Origin of the sequence: Haemophilus sp. 27098_8_127 (assembly GCF_041433495.1) — a bacterium.
Classification (GTDB): Bacteria; Pseudomonadota; Gammaproteobacteria; order Enterobacterales; family Pasteurellaceae; genus Haemophilus_D.
This window is the reverse complement of the sequence record NZ_JAPWBP010000003.1, coordinates 1-21,771: the sequence shown is the minus strand read 5'-3', so window position 1 is coordinate 21,771 and position 21,771 is coordinate 1. Positions and strand designations below refer to the sequence as shown.

Below are 21,771 nucleotides of genomic sequence, written 5' to 3'. Positions count from 1 at the left end.
CCTTATTTATCTAAAATAAACGGCAATTTTATGGTCGTCGATATCCTGAATCGGAATCGCCATGTCATAAATATCTTGTAATACGGTTGATTGCATAATGTGGTTAACTTCACCTTGTTGGACTAATTTTCCATTTTTCATGGCAACAATGTAGTCGGAATAACAGGAGGCGAAATTAATATCATGAATCACAATCACCACGGTTTTGTTGAGTTCTGTCGCTAATTTACGCAAAACTTGCATGATCTGCACAGAATGCTTCATATCCAGATTATTTAATGGTTCATCCAACAAAATATAATCGGTATCTTGTGCAAGTGTCATCGCAATATAAGCACGTTGTCGCTGCCCACCACTTAAGTTATCGATGTATTGATGACGAATATCATCTAAATTCATATAGGCAATGGCATTATCAATAAAAGTGCGGTCAGTTTGGGTTAAGTTTCCTTTGCTATAAGGGAAACGCCCAAAAGCGACTAAATCTTCAATAGTTAAACGCAGATTAATGTTGTTCGTTTGCTTTAAGATCGCAAGCTGTTTAGCAATATCGCAACTTTTTTTGCGATTGAGCAATTCACCGTTGAGATATACATCTCCACTATCAGCACTTAACAAACGGCTAATAATAGACAATACCGTACTCTTCCCCGCGCCATTCGGCCCGATAAAAGACGTAATTTTCCCCGTAGGAATGGTAAGGGACACATTATCCACCACCTTTTTGCTTCCGTAACTTTTAGTAATATTGCGAATTTCTATTGCCATTTTTTGTTTGCTCTTAATAACAAATAAATAAAGTACACACCGCCGACAAAATTAACGATGATGCTTAATGTCGTGCGGAACGTAAAAATATGGGTCACTAATAATTGCCCTAAAACCAAGGTTATAATGGAAATTAACATCGCGGCAGGGATGAGTACCTTGTGACGATAATCACGAACAAATTCAAAGGTCACATTCATCACCAATAGCCCGAGGAACGTAAGTGGGCCGACAAGTGCGGTCGACACTGACGTTAAAATTGCCACGAGAATTAATAAGACTTTTAAGGTCTTTTGATAATCGATACCTAAGTTAATGGCATTTTCTCGCCCTAACGCCAACACATCAAAGCAATGCCAATATTTCAAACTGAAAACAATCGTCGACACTAAAATGGCTAATGCGACCCACAAGATTTGTGTATTGATTCGGTTGAAACTTGCAAAGCCAATATCTTGAGCGATCTGGAATTCATTTGGGTCAATCAACACTTCCATAAACGTCGTTAAGCTACCAAAGAAGGTGCCGAAAATAATCCCGACAAGCAACAAGAAGAAAATATTTTGGTTTTCTTTCTTAAACAGGAAATGATAAAGCACTAATGAAAACGCCATCATTAATCCCGTACACAAGACAAACAATGCAATCGAATTCATGGAAAGCAATGTGCTCGAACCGAAAAGGAAAATAATCGTTGTTTGAATCAGCAAATACAGTGAATCTAAACCTAAAATACTCGGTGTGAGAATTCGGTTATTCACGACCGTTTGGAAAATCATCGTAGCGAGTGCAATTGCCGCGCCTGTAATCACAATCGCAATTAAGGATAAGGCACGATTTTCCAAGGCATATTGCCAACGGTTCGGTAAGTTGTAGCCTAAATAAAGTGCAAGAGAAACAATGGCTAACAACGACAATACAATCAGTTGAGAAGAAGATTTCTTAGCCATTTCTATACCGCTTTAATAATAAAAATAAGAAGATACCACTGCCAAATACGCCAACCACGGCATTAATGGAAATCTCATAAGGATAAATCACACTTCGACCTAAAATATCACAGAATAAGACAAAGACGGCACCTAGCAAAGCGGTATGAGATAACACTTTCTTCAAGTTATCCCCTAAATAAAGTGTAACGATATTCGGAATAATTAACCCTAAGAAAGGGATCACCCCAACAGACACGATAATAATCGAAGACACCACCGCCACAATGAGCAGACCGAGATAAAGTACCTGGTTGTAATTTAGACCTAGATTAACCGCAAAATCTTTCCCCATCCCGACAATAGAAAAACGATGGGCAAATAAATAAGCCACGATGAGTGTAGGAATACTGAAATACAACAATTCATAACGACCAGACATCACAAGCGAGAAATCCCCTTGTAGCCATCCAGATAAGTTTTGTAATAAATCTTCTTTGTAAGCAATAAAGGCGGTAATCGAACTGATGATATTACCGAACATAATCCCCACTAAAGGCACAAAAATCGTGTCCTTGAATTTCAAACGGGACAGAATCGTCATAAATAACAATGTGCCAAGGAAAGACACAATCACCGCAATGGTCGTTTTTAACAACATTGAAGCCGTTGGGAAAAACAGCATCGCCATTAAAATCCCTAATCTTGCACTATCCATGGTGCCCGCAGTGGTGGGAGAAACAAATCGGTTTCGACTGAGTTGCTGCATCACTAAGCCACAAATACTTAAGGATGCACCCGCAATCAAGATACTGATTAAACGAGGCACTCGACTAATGAAAAATATCTGCCATTGATTACCTTCAAAATTCAGTAACCCTTGCAAATTAACGGTACTTACCCCGAGAAAAAGTGAAACAAAGGAAAGCACGATCAAAAGAAAAATCAGATAACGTCGCTTAATCATAAAAATGAGAATAATTCTAAAATGCAAAAAGAATAGCATATTGAAGGAAAAGAGAAAAGATGAAGTGCGGTCAGTTTTCGGCTAATTTTTAGTCGTATAAAAAATGCGGTCAAATTTGACCGCACTTTATTCGCTATAATTTTAATGTTCTTTCAACTTCTTTCGCTCGGACTAAGAATTGCTTACGTTCTGCCGTTGCCATTCCGCTGCTGGTACCCGGCAATTTCACCGTAAGCGGGTTCACCGCACGTTCATTAATATGAAACTCGTAGTGCAAGTGTGGACCGGTTGAAATCCCTGTATTACCAGTTAATGCAATGCGCTCCCCTTTCTTCACAGTTTGACCTGCACCTACTAAAGCTCGACTTAAATGCATATACACCGTTTGATATTCACGACCATGGCGTATCACCACATAACGTCCTGCACCACCTGCTTGATAAGCCACTTTTTCTACCACACCTTCTGCAGGCGCAATAACTGGCGTACCCGGTGAAACAGCAAAGTCCACCCCTTTATGCGGACGAACACGTCCTGTTACTGGGTGTCGACGATTTGGATTAAATGGTGACGAAATACGCGCTTGACGTTGCAATGGATAACGTGCAAAGCCTTTACCAAGGGTTTCCCCTTGCTTATCGTAGTAACGACCATTAGCGGCTTGAATGCCATAATAGCTCTTACCGTCTGTCATAATGTGAATCGCTTCAACGTTACCTTGACCGGTTAATTTATCACCTAAATATTCACGTGATACTAAAATCGCAAATTTGGTGCCTTTACTGAGTTTTTGAAGGCTTACCTGCCACTGTAACGCAGAGCTTAACTGGCTGATTTGACGACCATCCAGACCTAAATCACGCAAACTTGATGCAAAAGATCCGTTAATCGTACCTTTTAGCACCTCTTTCTTCCAGATACTTTTCTTCTCTAGAATTTGGCGTTTAAACTTACCGTCTTCCGTGCGTTCATAAATGCGTTCTTCTTTTTCAGACACCAGCCAGTTTAAATATTCCAGTTGATCTTCTTTATCTAAAATCCAATAGAACTGCTGACCTGCACGCAAGGTTTTTAATTCAGGATATTCGGCGATTAAATTCTTCGCCGTATCATCTTCTAAACCTGAAAGCTCTAACACGTCTTTTAAGGAATCACCACGCACCACGGTATGACTAAATTGATCGGTAATACGCAATGCCTGATCAGCTACATCTAAAATACCGCTGAGCGCATCTTGCGCATCTTTTGGTAAATCAGTTAGCTCATCAAACTGCGGTTTAATTTCATCCACTTCATCATCTTTGGCTTGAAGATCATCATCGTAAGAAGTTGCATCTTCCGTATTCGCATGTTGTTTCGCTTCAGGGTGTTCACCTGCTTGAGGTTGAGACTTATCAGATTCTGTTTTTTCAGGTGTAAGGGATTGATATTGAACGTTATCCACCATCTCTGGCTCAAGATTACTTTGCAGAGAAGGATCATAGTCAGCGGTATCTTTAAAGGCGAGGAAAATTCCCGTTAAAATAAGCAAAAGTGCGGCAAAAAAAATCGCTGCTTTTAGGCGGGATTTTCTTTTCCGTCGATCTCTAGCTAATTTAACGTGTTGCAAAATAGATACCTTTAAAATGAATAAAAAGCTTTTCGCTCTTCAGACTACAAACTCTGGGAAAAATTCATTTTACCCTAAAAATGTCAAATCTTATGCCTAAATATTAGGCATAGTCGGAATTTCTTGAGAAAAATAAGGAAATGAGCTATTTTATTGAGCTATTTTTAAAGGGGGAATTATGCAAATTCGCGCCATTCAACCAGCCCAACCCACACCATTAATTACACTGAAAAATATCAATGTGGTCTTTGAACAAAAGACAGCATTACGGGATATTAATTTCAGCATTTATCCTAATTCAATTATCACCATTGTAGGCCCAAATGGTGGGGGGAAATCGACCCTCTTGAAAACCTTATTAAAATTACAACCGCCGACATCCGGTGAGGTGATTTATAGCACCAATGTCAGAATTGGCTATGTCCCACAAAAAATTCACCTCGATCACAGCTTACCAATGACGGTTGAGCGTTTTCTGGCACTCAAAAAAGGGGTTAAAACGCAAGAAATATCAACCGCACTTGAGCAACTCTCTATCACTCATTTGAGAAAAAATAATATGCAAAAACTCTCAGGTGGGGAAATGCAACGCGTGTTATTAGCTCGTGCGATTTTGAACAAACCCAATTTACTGGTGCTAGATGAACCAACTCAAGGGGTCGATATTAATGGTCAAGCTGAACTTTATCAGCTGATTCACCGTACTCAACAAGCCTTAAATTGCGCGGTGTTAATGGTTTCCCATGATTTGCATATCGTGATGGCGGACAGTAAAGAAGTGTTGTGCATCAATCAACATATTCGCTGTGCCGGCACACCCGAAAGTTTATCGAATGATCCAACATTTATACGCCTTTGGGGCAACCAAATCTCACAAAATGTGGGCTTTTATACGCACCATCATAATCATCATCATAATATGCACGGTGATGTTTGTAGTTGCAGTGCCAATCCATCTGAATGCCAACAATAAGGAAAAATCATGTTTGAGATTTTATTTCCCGCCTTGCTTACGGGCTTACTGCTTTCCTTAATTACCGCACCACTGGGTGCTTTTGTGGTGTGGCGTAAAATGGCTTATTTTGGTGATACCCTTTCCCACTCGGCCTTGCTTGGTGTGGCGTTAGGGATTTTCCTACAAATTAATCCTTATGTTGCCATTGTAATTTTGACGATTATTCTTGCCGTATTAATGGTTTGGCTCGAAAGTAACACGCAATTTTCAGTGGATACCCTTTTAGGCATTATCGCACACAGTTGTCTTTCCCTTGGTGTGGTTACGGTTGGCTTACTTAAAAATGTCCGAGTCGATTTAATGAGTTATCTTTTTGGGGATTTACTCGCCATTAATTTTAACGATTTACCTTATATTGGTGCTGGCGTAATCATTGTATTAGGCACACTGCTTTACTTCTGGCAAGCCTTACTCTCCACCACCGTTTCGCCTGAACTTGCCCAAGTAGAAGGCATTAACATTAAAAAAATGCGATTTATCTTAATGATTTTGACCGCACTGACAATTGCATTAAGTATGAAGTTTGTCGGAGCCCTGATTATTACATCGCTCTTAATTATTCCTGCCGCAACAGCTAGACGTTTTGCTAAAACGCCTGAACAAATGGTATTTATTGCGATTTTAATCAGTATGCTTTCCGTCATTGGCGGGTTATTCCTTTCTGCCTTTTATGATACAGCGGCAGGTCCTTCTGTCGTGATTTGTTCCGCATTTTTGTTTTTGTTATCATTACTAAAAAAGGAATATTTATAATCCGCTCCAACCAGTGAAAACCATTTGCACCGCACCTTAAATCTTGATAAAGTGCGGGCAACTTTTGACGATATTTTAGGATAAGAAATGAGCCAAGAATATTTAGATTTTGAATTACCTATTGCTGAACTTGAAGCCAAAATTGAAGCGCTACGTTCAGCATCTGATGACAAAATTGATTTACACGATGAAATTAAACGCTTACAAAAGAAAAGCGATGAATTAACAAAAAAAACCTTTGCAAATCTTGATGCATGGCAGGTTTCTCGTATGGCACGTCACCCAAATCGTCCATACACGCTTGATTATATCGAACATATTTTTACTGATTTCCAAGAACTTGCAGGCGATCGTGCCTTTGCAGATGATAAAGCAATCGTAGGTGGTCTTGCTCGTTTAGATGGTCGCGCGGTAATGATTATCGGTCACCAAAAAGGTCGTACAGTAAAAGATAAAGTAACACGTAACTTTGGTATGCCAGCACCTGAGGGCTATCGTAAAGCATTACGTTTAATGCAAATGGCCGAACGTTTCAACTTGCCTATTATTACCTTTATCGACACCCCAGGGGCTTACCCAGGTATCGGTGCGGAAGAGCGCGGTCAATCTGAAGCCATTGCTCGTAACTTACGTGAAATGTCTACCTTAAAAGTACCTGTTATCTGTACGGTAATCGGTGAAGGCGGTTCCGGTGGTGCATTAGCCATTGGTGTCGGTGACAAAGTGAATATGTTGCAATATTCAACTTATTCCGTTATTTCACCAGAAGGTTGTGCGTCTATCTTATGGAAAAGTGCAGAAAAAGCCTCTACCGCAGCAGAAGTCATGGGCTTAACTGCAACTCGTTTAAAAGAGTTAGGTTTAATTGATAATATCGTTCCAGAGCCATTAGGTGGTGCACATCGTAATTATCATGAAATGGCACGCAATTTAAAACAATGTCTTGTTGAAGAACTAAACGAATTAGATACCTTCGACAAAGATGGCTTATTAGAAAGACGTTATGAACGTTTAATGTCTTACGGTTATTGTTAATAACGTATAAAAAGAGCGGTTAATTTACCCGCTCTTTTTTTGTGTTTTGAGAAATAATGCATGGATGTCAGAAAATGCATCAATGCTAAAATAAAAATAACGTAAAAGGAGTTCAAAATGAAAAATGTATTAGCAATTCAATCTCACGTGGTTTATGGATTTGCCGGTAATAAATCTGCCACTTTCCCAATGCAGCTATTAGGCGTGGATGTATGGGCACTCAATACCGTTCAATTCTCTAACCACACTCAATATGGCAAATGGACAGGCATGGTGATTCCACAAGAACAAATTGGTGAAATTGCCAACGGTTTAGATGCCATTGGAAAACTGCAAGAATGTGATGCATTGCTTTCTGGCTATTTAGGTTCAGCTGAACAAGTTGATCAAATTATCTATGCTTTAGAGAAAATCAAAGCTCGTAACCCAAATGCACTTTACTTGTGCGATCCAGTGATGCCAAATGCCGAAAAAGTCTGCGTAGTAGCTGATGGTGTACGTGAACGCTTAATTGAAAAAGCCATTCCACGTGCGGACATCATGACACCAAACCTTTCAGAGCTTCGTACACTTTCTGACTTCCCTATCAATACGTTTGACGATGTGCTCAAAGCCGCTAATGCGTTAGTTGCCAAAGGTGTAAAAAAAGTGTTAGTTAAACACTTAGGAAAAGCAGGTAAATTAAATGATCCTGATACCTTTGAAATCATTATGGCGACACCTGAAGGCGTATGGCATTTAAGTCGTCCGCTTTATAAATTTAACTTTGAACCTGTTGGTGTGGGTGATTTAATTGCGGGTACTTTCTTGGCACATTACTTAAACTGTGGCAACGATGTTGAAGCTTTTGAAAAAATGAATAATGCTGTTGCTGGCGTAATGAAAACTACGTTTGATTTGAAATCTTACGAACTCCAACCGATTGCTGCACGTTTTGAGATCTTAAATCCAAGCACAAACTACAAAGCTGTTAAAGTTGCCTAATGGATCTTCTTTCATTATTCCAAGCGCAAATCCCTACCACCGCCAATAAGCTTCTCATCGCTTTTAGCGGTGGTTTGGATTCAACTGCACTGCTTTCTTTAGTTAAAAAACTCAGCGAAAAACGACCGCACTTAAGTCTGCGAGCTATTCATATCCATCACGGATTAAGCCCGAATGCGGATACTTGGACGACTCATTGCCAACAACTCTGTGAGCAATTTGCCATTCCACTTATTATTGAAAAAGTCAAAGTGGAAATGCACAATGGCATTGAAGCGGGCGCAAGAGAAGCTCGTTATCGGGCGATTTTAAAACATATTCAGCCAGATGAATATCTGGTCACTGCACATCATTTAAATGATCAAACTGAGACTTTTTTCCTGGCGCTAAAACGCGGAGCTGGATTACAAGGTTTAGGTGCTATGCAAAAAGAAAGCCAATTATTCGGAATGCCTATTCTACGCCCACTCCTTTCTTTTAGCCGCTATGAATTAGAAGATTACGTTCAGCGAGAAACTCTGTCTTGGGTCGAAGACGAAAGCAATCAAGACAATCATTACGATCGCAATTTCTTACGTAACCAAATTTTGCCTGAAATACGCCAACGCTGGAGACATTTTGATCATGCAGTTCAGCATGCCGCACAACATTGTTTTGAGCAACAACAACTGATTAATGAATTATTACAGACCTGCTTTGAGCAGCACATTCTTGAGGATCAAAAACAGTTTTCACTCGTAAATTTTCTAGAATATTCATTGCAAAAACAAACCACACTTTTACGCATGTGGTTGGCTAAAAATCAGATTGCTATGCCTACGCAGGTTCAATTAATGCATATTATTGATGATGTTATTCAGGCTAAAGCGGATGCATCCCCACAATTTCAACTTGGGGAGCATATTATTCGCCGTTATCAGCAATATCTCTATTTAACGGGGAAATTTGCTGATTTGTCGAAAACTTGTCTTGATATGCCGTTAAATCAACAGATTGCCTTGCCTGATAATCTTGGAACAATTTATGCTACCCACAATGCGAAAGGCATTTTAGTGCATTGGAATAACAAACAGGTTCAACTTGCTGATACACAAGAGCCGATTCAAATACGATTTGCTTATACTGGCAAAGTAAAACGACAGCATAATCGCCCTGCCGAAACCATGAAAAAAATTTGGCAAGAGCTCGGCGTTCCGCCTTGGCAACGAAATCGTATTCCGCTCATTTTTTATGGTGAGACTTTACAAAGTGCGGTGGGTTTTTTCCGTGTTTTTCAGAACTTAGAGAAATAAAAAATAGGTGATGATTCACCCATTTTTATAATTAAGAAAAGCGTTTAAAATGCCTGCTGTAAACTCTTTCCGTAAATAAAAACCCAGTGGCAAGGTATCAATCACTTCCCCATTTTTACCAATGCCTTTTGTAATGGCTTTACTGTTTGCGCCTTTTGGACGTAGTTGCATAACTTCACCAATACGTGCCGTAATCTGATCTAACTTTCCGAGCACAATATAATCCATCAACTCTTCCCAATCTTGGCGTAATTGATGTTCTTGTTCAGTCGAAGGTTGCCATAAGATAGGTTGGCCAATATGTCGCTCACGCAACGGAATATCACGACTACCTTCAATAGGAATCCACAAGACTTTCGATAATTTATGACGAACGTGTGAATTTTCCCAATTTACCCCAGCGTTTTGAACCAAGGGCGCAATGCTCACAAACGTGGTTTCCAACGGAAAACCTTCTGCATTAATAGGTAACGTTTTTAATTCAATACCTAAATGAGAAAAGTCCTGCTCTGCTTTACTGCCGGCAGTTGCCCCTAATGCGGTTTCAAGCAACATTCCAACCCAACCTTTATCGCGTTTTAAATCAGGCGGAACAGGAATATTTAACTCATCTGCAAGTTCGCCAAAGGTTAACCCCGAAATAGATTGCGCTTTTTCTAATAAGGCTTGTTCGGTTTGTGGGATCATGCGTGGTATTTCTTCAATAATTTCGGTTTAACGTATTCTACGCCTTTGTCGATGTAAGGAATATTTTCTAACTTCAATAAAAAGCGTTTTGCTGGCAATCCACCACCAAAACCGGTGATTTCACATTTTTTCCCTAATACACGATGACATGGAATGATGATACTAATGGGATTACTCCCAACTGCACCACCAACTGCTCGCACCGCCTTAGGGTTATTAATGCTTTCGGCTAATCCACCATAACTGGCTGTTTTACCATAAGGAATTTGACGCAATGCTTTCCAAATCGCTTGTTGAAATGCGGTACCTTTAGGCGATAAAGGAATATCGGAGAAACTTTCTGGCTCGCCATTAAAATAACGCATTAAAGCGCACCGCACTTTTTCAAAAAGCGGTAAATCTTCTCGTAAAATCCAATTTGGATTTGGCGTGGTTTGTTCTAATTCACAATCTAAATTTGTGAGGTTTTCACCATCAGAAAGCATTAATAACCGACCAATTGGTGAGTCTATATAAGCATAATAAAGTGCGGTCATTTTTCTCTCGTTTTTATGGATTGATATAAGAAAAAAGCACACCGAACATACATTCGGTGTGCTGCGTATTATGCTAAATTTTTAACAAATTAGAAACTGTAGTTTAAGTTTAAACCGTAAAGGTTAGCACTTGCTTTAGAGGTATAATTCGCTGTTACTGTCGCTAAGCCACCAATTGATTGGCTTTCGGTAAAGTGAATTTTTTTACCACGCAAGTGTGTAAAGCCCGCATCAATAGAAAGATTAGGAGTAAATTTATAAGTTGCCCCTACGCTATACCACATACGATTAGTATCTGGAATAGATGCACTTGCATGTTCTGTTGGTGCTGCCGCTTCATCATAAGCAATACCGGCGCGAAGTGTTAATTTATCATTTACATTATAGGTTGCACCTAATGCATAACGAGAATTGCTACGGTATTTTTCATCTTTATGGAATGCGAGTTCTCCGTCATTAAAGGTTGCGTGTAACTCTTTGAAACGGCTCCAATGTGTAAATTTGTAGCTATAGTGCAATGCCAAATTATCTGTAACTTGGTGGAAACCTGATAATTCTAAATAATCTGGTAGGTGTAATGTTAATCCACCTGCAGCAGGGCCTTGACCACGAATAGTACGACTCGCACTCACAGCATTATCATCTTCAAAGTCAATATCGACTTTTGAATGATAGGCTAAACCAACTCGGTTTCGCTCATTAAACTCATAGGCTAAACCTGCGTTCCAACCGAATCCCCAAGCAGAACCTTGTAAATGTGTTAATGTAGTATCTTTATTCACACCTTGTAAACGAGCTAAAGATGCGGCAGCACTTGCTGGGATTTGCCCTGCTTTCACGAGCGAAGGAACTAATGGTGCAACATTTTTTACTGCATCACTTAAAATACCAGCACGACGTTCAATTTCTGCTTTGGCATAAACTGCATTTAACCCCACACCAGCAGTTAAACCTTGAGAAACACGATATGAACCGCTTAAATTTAAGTTAATCGCGCTTAAATCGGTTTTACCGCCGAATACACCTGCATTGTAATCTGATTCATATTCACTTTTTAATCCAAAATTCACATTCATACCACCACCAATGGCAAATTTGTCATTAATTGGCGCCACAAAATACATATTCGGAATCAATGAACCTGGAACAACACTGTTATGAGCTGCAGAACCTACAGCAACGGTACGACCTAGTGCATTAACTGTAACTGGACCACTCATGTGAATTTTAGAATCCACATAAACGCCACCCACAGAGAATTGATTAGTTTTGAATAAACTCATTAATGCAGGGTTAGTTGCAACTACTGCAGCATTATCAGCAATTGCTGCTTCACCGGCATAAGCACGACCAAGACCTGATGTAGAAACTTCTGCTAATTGGAATGCGGCTGCATTTGCACCGCTTGCTGCTAACAATGTGGTCATTGCTAATAGCGTTTTATTAAATTTTGTCATTTGGAACCTTTTGTTATTAATAATAATGAAAAAATTCGCGAGATTCTAAAACTCCAATAAATGGAGTGCAAATTATTTTAGATTAATTTAAAAGTGTTCCGACCAGTGATAAATAAATGATATTTAAATTAAAAAAATGCGGCTACTTTGGCAGAGTGTTTTAAAAATGCTAGAATAGAACCAATCTTAATTTTAAATAAGGAAATCCTATGACAGTAACATGCAAAGCAGAAGAATCTCTCACTTGTAGTTGTGTTGATGTGGGTACGATTATTGACGGTTCAGATTGCTCTGTTGATATTCATCAAACCTATGCGAATAAAGCTGAAGCTGAAGCGGCACTTAATCGTTTCATTGAAAAAGCACGCAAAACAGAAAGCGATCCTTGCGACATTAAAAGTGAAATCACAGAAACTGAAAATGGCGCCAATTTAACGGCGCGTTTTACATTTAGCTGCCAAGCTGAAGCGATGATTTTCGAATTAGCAAATCGCTAAAAATATTTTAGAAATTGACCGCACTTTATCATGCAAAATAAAGTGCGGTTATTTTTTTGCTTAAATCCTAATTAAATCACTATCGCAAACGTTTGCTTAATCTGATACAATCACGCCGTTTTATCATTTAACCTAAAAATATAGGATAGCATTGTGAGCAAACCATCATTAAGTTATAAAGATGCAGGCGTGGATATTAATGCCGGTAATGAATTAGTTGAACGTATTAAACCACACGTGAAACGAACTACTCGTCCTGAAGTCATCGGGGGATTAGGTGGGTTTGGCGCATTATGTGCTATTCCGGGCAAATATAAAGAACCGATCCTCGTTTCAGGTACAGACGGTGTAGGAACAAAACTACGTTTAGCCATTGACTTAAAAAAACACGATACCATTGGTATTGATTTGGTTGCAATGTGTGTTAACGATTTAGTGGTTCAAGGCGCCGAACCATTATTCTTCTTAGACTACTATGCGACAGGAAAACTTGATGTGGATGTTGCCTCTGATGTGGTAAAAGGCATTGCAGAAGGCTGTGTACAATCGGGTTGTGCATTAGTGGGTGGCGAAACCGCTGAAATGCCGGGTATGTACCACGCTGGCGATTATGACCTAGCAGGCTTCTGTGTGGGTGTCGTCGAAAAATCAGAAATCATTGATGGTAGCCAAGTTAAAGTAGGAGATGCTTTAATTGCACTAGGTTCAAGTGGCCCGCATTCAAATGGTTATTCTTTAATTCGTAAAGTCATTGATGTTGCTGGCGTCAACCCAGCCACTGAGCAATTAGATGGTCGTCCATTAAGTGAACAAGTGCTTGCACCGACAAAAATCTATGTAAAATCTGTTCTCGCCTTAATCAAACAAACGGAAGTCCATGCTATCGCACACTTAACGGGTGGCGGTTTCTGGGAAAATATCCCTCGTGTATTACCGAAAAATACCAAAGCTGTTATTGATGAAAGCAGTTGGGAATGGCAACCCGTATTCAAATGGTTACAAGAAAAAGGCAACATTGAAACCTATGAAATGTACCGTACATTTAACTGTGGCGTTGGTATGGTGATTGCATTACCACAATCGCAAGTGGAAACTGCTTTAGCGATTTTAAAACAATCCGGTGAAAATGTCTGGTTAATCGGTCATATTGAAAATGCGACAGATAACGAACCACAAGTCATTATTAAATAATTTCTCTTTTCCATTTCAGGGCGAAAATTTCAGAATGAAAGGTTCGCCCTTCTTTTATGTAGAATAATATGAAAAAAATTGCCGTCCTGATTTCAGGGCAAGGATCAAATCTTCAAGCGATAATTGAGGCTTGTCAAACTGGGTTTATTCCAGGAAAGGTCGTGACTGTCATCAGTAATAAAATTGATTCATTTGGCTTAGAACGCGCTGAAAGTGCGGGCATTCCTAGCCGAGTTTTTTTGCGCCAAGATTTTAGTTCCAATCTCGCTATGGATAAGGCTATAGGGGATTATTTGGACGCTCTCAATATTGATCTCATTGTGTTAGCCGGTTACATGAAAATCTTAACCAAACCATTCACACAACGTTTTGCTGGGAAAATTTTAAATATTCATCCTTCCCTTCTGCCAAAATATCCTGGGTTACATACTTATCAAAGAGCACTTGAGAATGGCGACAGCGAACACGGTACAACCGTGCATTTTGTCAATGAAGAGATCGATGGTGGTGCCATTGTGTTACAAGCTAAAGTGCCTATTTTCCCTGGTGATACCGTCGAGGAAATTGAACTTCGTACGCGTGAACAAGAATATAATATTTATCCTTTAGTGATTAAATGGTTTATTGAAGAGCGATTAAAACTGATTGAAAATCAAGCTTATTTAGATGGTAAGTTGCTACCGCCTAATGGCTATGCTTATGAATAAAACGATATTCTCTCTTGAAAATGGTAAATGAAATCACCATTAAACAACCTGATTTTATGAAAAAAACAATAAACCCTGTATAATCGGGGTTTTATTATTGTGGGATATAGTATGCAAATTAACTTTACTCAGATTTTTCAAGATAGCCTCAACTTTATGCGTAATCAGCGAAAAACCGTGCTACTTTTCGTTGGTATTTTCGTCATCTCACAATTGATTAATGCATTAGTCAGTGTCCCAATGCCGAGTTTGGGTGATAATCCTAATCCATCACAACAGGATATTATTGATGCATTGAGCAAAGTGGAGCCAACTGCACTGATTGGATCTTTTTTATTCCAACAATTATTGATGTCTTTTATTGCGACCTTCGGTATTGCAACCATTCATCATATTAGTCTGCAAAATGAAAATCCGATTAATCAAGGTCTCATGCTTACATTGCGTCGTTTTTTAGGTGTGGTCGTTTTAGATATTTTTATGAGCTTGCCACTTCTCTTTGGTATAGCGGATGTCATGAGCTCATTTTTAAGCAAAAATGCCCTCTCCCCTCTAGCCTTTATTTCAATGGTATTTAGTTTATTTTTCTTTGTTCGCCTATGCTTATCGCCTGTGCATTACATTGCAGCAAATCAATCTATCGGGCAAAGTGCTTTACAGGTGTGGCGTGCAGGTATTAAACGTAATGGCGTATTAATTATTTATGCCTTGCTCACTTATTTACTTCTTCCTTTAGTGGTGAATACCATTGGTGCAATCTTGGGTTCATCATTTTTAAGTGCTATCATTGGTATCTTGGCTGCATTATTTCAAATGTTTATTTTGGTATTTACTTACCGTTTTTACAGCTTATTTATGAAGGCATAATATGAAGCAACTTCTTGAATTTATTCCTCTTGTTCTCTTTTTCATCACCTACAAAATGTTTGGGGTGCGTGAAGCAGCTATTGTCTTAGTGATCGCGACCATCATTCAGATGGTTGTACTAAAACTGAAATATGGCGTGATTGAGAAACAACAAAAAATCATGGCGATTGCTGTCGTCTTTTTTGGTTTGCTCACTGCCTATTTCAATGAAATCAAATACCTACAATGGAAAGTCACGATTATTAATGCCTTATTTGCCATTGTTTTATTGGTTGCACAATTCCAATTCAATACACCACTGGTAAAAAAGTTATTAGGCAAAGAAATTCAATTACCGGATAATGTGTGGAACAAATTGAATTTAGGCTGGGCAGGATTTTTCATTCTGTGTATGCTTGTAAATATTTATATCAGCCAAAATATGTCTGAAGATGCTTGGGTTGATTTTAAATCTTTTGGTTTACTTGGTATGACCTTTGTTGCAACAATCGTCAGCGGTGCTTATATTTACCGTTACTTACCTAAAGATGATCAAAAAAATGATGGAGAAAAATAATGGTTTCAACTCTTACTGATAAAGAAGGTCGTCAATCTAAAGGCGTATTATTATTACGTACCTTAGCAATGCCTTCGGATACCAACGCGAACGGTGATATTTTCGGTGGCTGGATTATGTCCCAAATGGATATGGGTGGAGCAATTCTTGCCAAAGAAATCGCTCATGGCCGTGTGGTCACTGTTGCCGTAGAAAGTATGAATTTCATCAAACCTATCGCTGTCGGTGACGTGGTATGTTGTTATGGTCAATGCCTCAGCGTGGGACGTTCTTCTATTAAAATCAAGGTAGAAGTATGGGTGAAAAAAGTTGCCAGTGAACCAATTGGGGAACGTTACTGCGTGACAGATGCCGTATTTACCTTTGTCGCGGTTGGGAAAGACGGTAAATCCCGCGCTATTCCACGTGAAGGTAATCTTGAACTAGAACGTGCATTAGCCTCTATCGAAGAATTAAATTGTTAAAAGGATAAATGATGTATTACGTGATTTTTGCCCAAGATCTTCCTGGCAGTTTAGAAAAACGTCTTTCAGTACGTGAGCAGCATCTTGCTCGTTTAAAACAATTACAAGCAGAAGGTCGTTTATTAACAGCCGGTCCCAATCCTGCCATTGACGATGAAAATCCTGGCGAAGCTGGCTTTACCGGCTCGACAGTGATTGCTCAATTCGAAAGCCTGTCTGCAGCAAAAGACTGGGCGTCACAAGATCCTTACGTAGAAGCTGGCGTTTACGGTGATGTGATTGTGAAGCCTTACAAAAAAGTTTTCTAAATAAAACGAACTCTACACTCAAAGACGGATCTAAATATCCGTCTTTCTCTTTATATGGAATCTCCTATGCGAGCACTTAAACACACGACAATTTCATTATTAATTTTAACCGCACTTTCAGGCTCAGCTTTCGCTAATCAGCATGCCCATAAAAGCAAAAATGAAACTACGCCACAAATTAACCTTGCAGAAGAACAAGCCAAATGGACACAACAACAGCACGCTCATGAATTAAAGTTGATTGAACAACGCGCGACTTTTCTGCAATTAGAGTCGCTCCTAAAAAGTGCGGTCAAAAATAATCATGTTTCTAATAATGCTAAATTATTTCTTGGGCTTATTGATTCTTTAAAAGGTTATCCATTGCAAACTGATGCTATAGCGGCTTATTTAGACGCACGTGTAAAAACCGTTAATCGCGATACGCCTCGTGAAGAAGTGAATGCATTGAGAACAGACATTGAACAATTTATTCAGCAACATTCCTCCCATTTTCTACGTGGAAAATTAGAACAAAGTATTTTTTCGTTGTTAATCAATGCTGAAGATACTCAAGCGCTCGCCAAACTCATGCCAAATAATTTGGAAAGACAAATTGCCGTGCTTACAGCTAAATATCAAATAGAAGCAGCCAATACCAGTCAGATGACAGAAAATCAATCAAACGACAAGAATAAATCGGCTATTTTGTCTGAATATGAACAGCTTTGGCTCAACAATGCTGAACTTCCTAATGATGCGCAACTCTGGGCGGCTTGGTATTCACAAGGTGGACGCTCTGAAGAGAAAATCTATCAAAAAGCGGAAATGCTTTTTAGTAAAAATGACGCGAAAGGTCTCGAAATACTCGCTAAAGAATTAGAAAAAGTTGATGGTGCGAAAGAAAATGCTCAGGTAAATATCGATTTGGCTCTTTATTTGGATCTCTTAAAAAATCCAGCAAATCTGAAAACACTCGCTGAGAGCCTCCCATTAATGGATGGTAATACGAATAAAATTATCCATAAATTTGCTGTAGTGCTAGGTTTTGCTCGTTATCTACGAACCATTCCGGAAAATATGAATGAGCCAACGTTTACCCTTTACGAACAATGGGCGAAAAATTGGCAATTAAATGAAACGGAATTACGTGATTGGAAAATTGCCTTTATTAGTCGTTTCTTTGATAACGAAAGCCCTAATTTTGTGCAATGGCGCGATCAAGAACTTCTCAAACTTAATGCAGATAATCTCATTGAGCGTCGTTTACGTACGGCTATTTGGCAAAAAACGGATTTATTAGCTTGGTTAAATGCACTTTCAGATGAAGCAAAACAAAAACAAGAATGGCGTTATTGGATGGCTAAAACAACCGCTCAAGCATCCGATAAAGATGCAAAACAACACTTAGAAGCTTTATCGAAAGAACGTGGGTTTTATCCAATGTTGGCTGCGGTCAAATTAGGCTATTCTTACAAACTAGAAATGCCTAAAATGCCTCAAGAGTCCAATATCCAAGAGAAATATGCAACTGAATTAGCTGAGATTGCAGAACTGCGTCAATTAGATCGATTAGGTGCAGCCAAACAACGCTGGCGTTCCCTATTGGAAAAATTACCACAAGAGAAACAACTTGCGTTAAGCCAATATGCGAATGAACAAAATTGGTTTGAATTGGGCGTAGATGGCTCGATTATTGCAAAAGCTTGGGATTATATCGACTTACGCTTACCAAATGCTTACAGTCAATATTTTGATATTGCCCTCAGTAATGTGAACCTCAGCGCAACGGAACCTCAAGCTATTGTGGATAATCGTGTAACCAAAACCTTCGCCATGGCAATTGCGCGCCAAGAAAGCGCTTGGAATCCAATGGCACAATCTTCTGCAAATGCTCGAGGATTAATGCAGTTATTACCGAGTACGGCACAAAAAACGGCAGAAAATCAGCAACTTCCTTATAACGGTGAGGTAGATTTATTCAAACCGCTTAATAATATTTTACTCGGTACAGCTCACTTAAATGAGCTGAATGCTAAATATCCAAATAATCGCATTTTGATCGCCTCTGCCTATAATGCCGGAGCAAGCCGTGTAGAAAAATGGCTTTCGAGAGCCAATGGCAAATTGGCTATGGATGAATTTATTGCGTCCATTCCATTCTTTGAAACTCGGGGTTATGTTCAAAACGTATTAACTTACGATTTTTACTATCAAAACCTACAAAACAAAGAAAAATTACAAACCTTTAGCAAAGAGGAATACGATCGGCTATACTAGTCGCACTAGTTTAATAGTATAGGATTGTTGATATGTATATTAGTCGCAATTTAGAACAATGGAATGCTTTCCTCGCGACCTTGCAAACCGCGTTTGAGCAAGGCAAAGCACAAGATTTCTTAACGCTCCTACTCACACCTGATGAGCGCGATGCGGTGGGTTTACGTTTACAAATCGTGGCTCAGTTATTGGATAAGAATCTCTCCCAACGAGAGATTCAACAGAATCTCAATACCAGTGCGGCAACCATTACGCGTGGTTCTAATATGCTCAAAACAATGGATCCGGATTTTATAAACTGGGTGAAAAGCCAACTCGATGAGCAAACTGCAAAAAACTAAGCGAATTCTGACCGCACTTTTACATCTTTTTCGCCCATCTTGGTGGAAAAAAAATTGGCAACGGGTTGCGTGGCGTTTTTCTCTCGCAATCCTAGCGTTTTTCATTTGCTTCCGCTTTATCCCTGTTCCCTTCTCTGCCTATATGGCACAGCAAAAAATCGGACACTTATTACAGTTGGATTTCAGCTATTCAATCAAATATGATTGGGTGAGTCTTGATGAAATCTCACCGAATATGCAACTTGCAGTAATTGCCGCTGAAGATCAAAAATTCCCCCACCATTGGGGCTTTGATTTTGAGGCGATTCAAAAGGCCTTTAAATTCAATGAAAAATCTCGCCGAACCCGAGGCGCTTCAACGATTTCTCAACAAACAGCAAAAAACCTCGTTCTCTGGCATGGACAAAGTTGGCTTCGCAAAGGATTAGAAGTTCCCACAACGGCATTAATGGAAATCTTTTGGTCCAAAGAACGCATTTTAGAAGTGTATTTGAACATCGCAGAATTTGGTAATGGCATCTTTGGTGTAGAAGCGGCTAGTCGCTATTACTTCAAAAAATCAGCGAAGAATTTAACTCAATCAGAAGCGGCATTACTCGCAGCGGTTTTACCAAACCCTATCATCTATAAAGTGAATAAGCCTAGTGCGTTAGTTCGTAAAAAACAAAGTTGGATTATGCGACAAATGAATGGATTAGGCTTGAATTATCTAAAAGAAATGTAGATTCGTTATAAAGAAAAAACCTTGAAACTCACTTTAAGTTTCAAGGTTTTAAATTTGGTGGAGATAATCGGGATCGAACCGACGACCTCTTGAATGCCATTCAAGCGCTCTCCCAACTGAGCTATATCCCCAAATAACGCAAGCTATGATAAATTTCGGCTGATAAACTGTCAATATTGAAATAATCAAATCCTGCTTATCAGCCTAAATATTAAGCGTTTTGAGATTTAATAAAATCAATGGCACGTTGGATGCGCGCTAACACACGTTCACGGCCGATACCCACTAATGTCACATCCATAGAAGGTGATTGGCCTGAGCCTGTTACTGCTACGCGTAATGGCATCCCGACCTTACCCATACCCACTTCTAATTCAGCCGCGGTTTGTTCAATCGCTTCATGCGTAGAATGTAAATCCCAGCTAGAAAGTGCGGTCAATTTTTCTTTTACTTTTTCAAGTGGTTCAATCGCTGCTGCTTTAAAGTGTTTCTTCACTGCCGCTTCATCAAAACTTTCAAACTCTTCGAAGAAATAACGGCTTGCTGATGCCATTTCTTTTAAGGTTTTACAACGTTCTGCAAGCATCGTCACGATTTCAGTTAATGCAGGGCCATTTGATGTATCAATACCTTGATCTTTATAGTGCCATGCAAGGTGTTTGGCCACATATTCAGGTGGTAATTCACGAATGTAATGATGATTTAACCACAATAATTTTTCTGTGTTAAATGCACTTGCAGATTTACTCACGTGATCTAATTCGAAGAATTTAATCATTTCTTCACGTGTAAAGATCTCTTGGTCACCATGACCCCAACCTAAACGAACAAGATAGTTGATTAAGGCTTCTGGTAAATAACCGTCATCACGATATTGCATCACACTTACCGCACCATGACGTTTTGAAAGTTTTTGGCCATCATCACCGTTAATCATTGAAACGTGCGCATATACTGGAATTGGTGCGCCTAACGCTTTTAAGATATTAATTTGACGTGGGGTGTTATTAATGTGGTCTTCACCACGTACAACGTGAGTAATACCCATATCCCAGTCATCTACCACCACACAGAAGTTGTAGGTTGGTGAACCGTCGGTACGACGAATAATTAAATCATCTAATTCGCTGTTGCTGATTTCAATACGACCACGCACCGCATCATCAAACACGACTGAACCTTCTGTTGGGTTTTTAAAACGTACTACGTGTGGCTCATCGGCTGCATGATTGTGATCATGTAAACAATGACGGTCATAACGTGGTTTTTCTTTGTTTTGCTCTTGTGTATGGCGTAATTCTTCTAAGCGTTCTTTAGAGCAATAACAACGATAAGCTAAGCCTTGCTCAATCATTTCATCAATCACTTGATTGTAACGATCAAAGCGTTTGGTTTGATAATAAGGACCATGTTCCCAAGCAAGGTTTAACCACTCCATTCCTTCAATGATTGCCGCTGTTGCTTCCGGTGTAGAACGCTCTAAATCAGTATCTTCAATACGTAATACAAACTCACCATTGTTATGTTTTGCAAATAACCAAGAATAAAGGGCTGTACGTGCGCCGCCTACGTGCAAATAACCTGTCGGGCTTGGGGCAAAACGCGTACGTACTTTGACATTCGGATCTAATTCAAAAGGAGGATCAATTTTCATTTTCTTAATAACCTATTCATTTACAAAAATTACCTTTATTTTACTACGACTTGCGTGACTTCTAAATAAAAAATCTGATTTTATGCCTATTTTTGCAACAACTAGACGCTTTTTCATAAAAATATATTGACTGAAATCTCATTATACTTATAATGCCAATCCACAACATTA

General features: G+C 39.3%; 23 protein-coding genes and 1 tRNA gene. 15 read left to right on the top strand and 9 right to left on the bottom strand.

The features are described 5' to 3' along the window. Positions 1-6: 6 nt before the first annotated feature. From O3746_RS04350 to mepM, 4 genes are all read right to left on the bottom strand, one after another. A complete protein-coding gene (locus O3746_RS04350; protein WP_049384314.1) occupies positions 7-768 on the bottom strand; it encodes an ABC transporter ATP-binding protein in 762 nt (253 codons plus the stop codon). After that, positions 759-1,718 (bottom strand): iron chelate uptake ABC transporter family permease subunit, encoded by a 960-nt coding sequence (locus O3746_RS04345; protein ID WP_049384315.1) that lies wholly within the window; start codon positions 1,716-1,718, stop codon positions 759-761. The genes O3746_RS04350 and O3746_RS04345 overlap by 10 nt, the downstream gene beginning before the upstream one ends. Beyond that, complete coding sequence (locus O3746_RS04340) at positions 1,711-2,664, bottom strand: ABC transporter permease (protein WP_005697091.1); 954 nt, start codon at positions 2,662-2,664, stop codon at positions 1,711-1,713. Before O3746_RS04340 ends, O3746_RS04345 begins: the two co-directional genes overlap by 8 nt. A 133-nt stretch (positions 2,665-2,797) precedes the next feature. Continuing rightward, the gene (gene mepM, locus O3746_RS04335) at positions 2,798-4,273 is read right to left on the bottom strand and encodes a murein DD-endopeptidase MepM (protein ID WP_070775688.1); all 1,476 of its coding nucleotides are present in this window, start codon (positions 4,271-4,273) and stop codon (positions 2,798-2,800) included. Positions 4,274-4,451: 178 nt separating this feature from the next. On the opposite strand from mepM, the gene znuC reads away from it, so the two are divergent. The 5 genes from znuC to tilS all read left to right on the top strand — a co-directional run bounded on the left by znuC (position 4,452) and on the right by tilS (position 9,352). Beyond that, positions 4,452-5,246: a zinc ABC transporter ATP-binding protein ZnuC gene (gene znuC, locus O3746_RS04330; RefSeq protein ID WP_070775687.1), complete on the top strand. Its 795-nt coding sequence runs from the start codon at positions 4,452-4,454 to the stop codon at positions 5,244-5,246. 9 nt (positions 5,247-5,255) lie between these two features. Beyond that, positions 5,256-6,041 (top strand): zinc ABC transporter permease subunit ZnuB, encoded by a 786-nt coding sequence (gene znuB, locus O3746_RS04325; RefSeq protein WP_070775686.1) that lies wholly within the window; start codon positions 5,256-5,258, stop codon positions 6,039-6,041. 87 nt (positions 6,042-6,128) lie between these two features. Next, complete coding sequence (gene accA / locus O3746_RS04320) at positions 6,129-7,076, top strand: acetyl-CoA carboxylase carboxyl transferase subunit alpha (protein WP_049369151.1); 948 nt, start codon at positions 6,129-6,131, stop codon at positions 7,074-7,076. Between the two features lie 117 nt (positions 7,077-7,193). Continuing rightward, positions 7,194-8,060: a pyridoxal kinase gene (gene pdxY / locus O3746_RS04315; protein WP_049369150.1), complete on the top strand. Its 867-nt coding sequence runs from the start codon at positions 7,194-7,196 to the stop codon at positions 8,058-8,060. After that, positions 8,060-9,352 (top strand): tRNA lysidine(34) synthetase TilS, encoded by a 1,293-nt coding sequence (gene tilS / locus O3746_RS04310; protein WP_371447884.1) that lies wholly within the window; start codon positions 8,060-8,062, stop codon positions 9,350-9,352. The genes pdxY and tilS overlap by 1 nt, the downstream gene beginning before the upstream one ends. A 15-nt stretch (positions 9,353-9,367) precedes the next feature. Here the strand turns inward: tilS and mutH are convergent, their stop codons facing one another. From mutH to O3746_RS04295, 3 genes are all read right to left on the bottom strand, one after another. Next, a complete protein-coding gene (gene mutH, locus O3746_RS04305; protein WP_371447883.1) occupies positions 9,368-10,039 on the bottom strand; it encodes a DNA mismatch repair endonuclease MutH in 672 nt (223 codons plus the stop codon). Then, positions 10,036-10,575, bottom strand: coding sequence for a methylated-DNA--[protein]-cysteine S-methyltransferase (locus O3746_RS04300; protein WP_371447882.1), 540 nt, complete (start codon positions 10,573-10,575; stop codon positions 10,036-10,038). Before O3746_RS04300 ends, mutH begins: the two co-directional genes overlap by 4 nt. An 89-nt stretch (positions 10,576-10,664) precedes the next feature. Further along, on the bottom strand, positions 10,665-12,032 hold the full coding sequence (locus O3746_RS04295) for a porin (protein WP_371447881.1): 1,368 nt from the start codon (positions 12,030-12,032) through the stop codon (positions 10,665-10,667). Between the two features lie 209 nt (positions 12,033-12,241). Between O3746_RS04295 and O3746_RS04290 the strand changes: the two genes are divergently transcribed. The 10 genes from O3746_RS04290 (at position 12,242) to mtgA (ending at position 19,946) form a co-directional block, all read left to right on the top strand. After that, a complete protein-coding gene (locus O3746_RS04290; RefSeq protein WP_005697117.1) occupies positions 12,242-12,529 on the top strand; it encodes a YfcZ/YiiS family protein in 288 nt (95 codons plus the stop codon). Between the two features lie 153 nt (positions 12,530-12,682). Next, positions 12,683-13,720, top strand: a complete 1,038-nt coding sequence (gene purM / locus O3746_RS04285) for a phosphoribosylformylglycinamidine cyclo-ligase (RefSeq protein WP_049370533.1) — start codon at positions 12,683-12,685, stop codon at positions 13,718-13,720. Positions 13,721-13,788: 68 nt separating this feature from the next. Beyond that, a complete protein-coding gene (purN, locus tag O3746_RS04280; RefSeq protein ID WP_371447880.1) occupies positions 13,789-14,427 on the top strand; it encodes a phosphoribosylglycinamide formyltransferase in 639 nt (212 codons plus the stop codon). 111 nt (positions 14,428-14,538) lie between these two features. After that, positions 14,539-15,294, top strand: coding sequence for a beta-methylgalactoside transporter (locus tag O3746_RS04275; protein WP_371447879.1), 756 nt, complete (start codon positions 14,539-14,541; stop codon positions 15,292-15,294). A 1-nt stretch (position 15,295) separates the two neighbouring features. Then, a complete protein-coding gene (locus O3746_RS04270; RefSeq protein ID WP_049384327.1) occupies positions 15,296-15,850 on the top strand; it encodes a septation protein A in 555 nt (184 codons plus the stop codon). Next, positions 15,850-16,314 (top strand): acyl-CoA thioester hydrolase YciA, encoded by a 465-nt coding sequence (yciA, locus tag O3746_RS04265; RefSeq protein WP_049384328.1) that lies wholly within the window; start codon positions 15,850-15,852, stop codon positions 16,312-16,314. Before O3746_RS04270 ends, yciA begins: the two co-directional genes overlap by 1 nt. Before the next feature lie 11 nt (positions 16,315-16,325). Further along, entirely contained in the window at positions 16,326-16,622 is a 297-nt protein-coding gene (locus tag O3746_RS04260) for a YciI family protein (RefSeq protein WP_371448072.1), read from the top strand. Positions 16,623-16,688: 66 nt separating this feature from the next. After that, a complete protein-coding gene (locus tag O3746_RS04255) occupies positions 16,689-18,881 on the top strand; it encodes a transglycosylase SLT domain-containing protein (RefSeq protein ID WP_371447878.1) in 2,193 nt (730 codons plus the stop codon). Between the two features lie 32 nt (positions 18,882-18,913). Then, positions 18,914-19,222 (top strand): trp operon repressor, encoded by a 309-nt coding sequence (trpR, locus tag O3746_RS04250; RefSeq protein WP_371447877.1) that lies wholly within the window; start codon positions 18,914-18,916, stop codon positions 19,220-19,222. Then, positions 19,200-19,946, top strand: a complete 747-nt coding sequence (gene mtgA / locus O3746_RS04245) for a monofunctional biosynthetic peptidoglycan transglycosylase (protein WP_371447876.1) — start codon at positions 19,200-19,202, stop codon at positions 19,944-19,946. Before trpR ends, mtgA begins: the two co-directional genes overlap by 23 nt. Positions 19,947-20,001: 55 nt before the next feature. On the opposite strand, the gene O3746_RS04240 is transcribed toward mtgA, so the two are convergent. Together O3746_RS04240 and gltX are read right to left on the bottom strand one after the other, a co-directional pair. Then, a tRNA-Ala gene (locus tag O3746_RS04240) sits at positions 20,002-20,077 on the bottom strand. Positions 20,078-20,157: 80 nt separating this feature from the next. Beyond that, positions 20,158-21,600: a glutamate--tRNA ligase gene (gene gltX, locus O3746_RS04235; RefSeq protein ID WP_111314774.1), complete on the bottom strand. Its 1,443-nt coding sequence runs from the start codon at positions 21,598-21,600 to the stop codon at positions 20,158-20,160. Between the last annotated feature and the right edge of the window lie 171 nt (positions 21,601-21,771).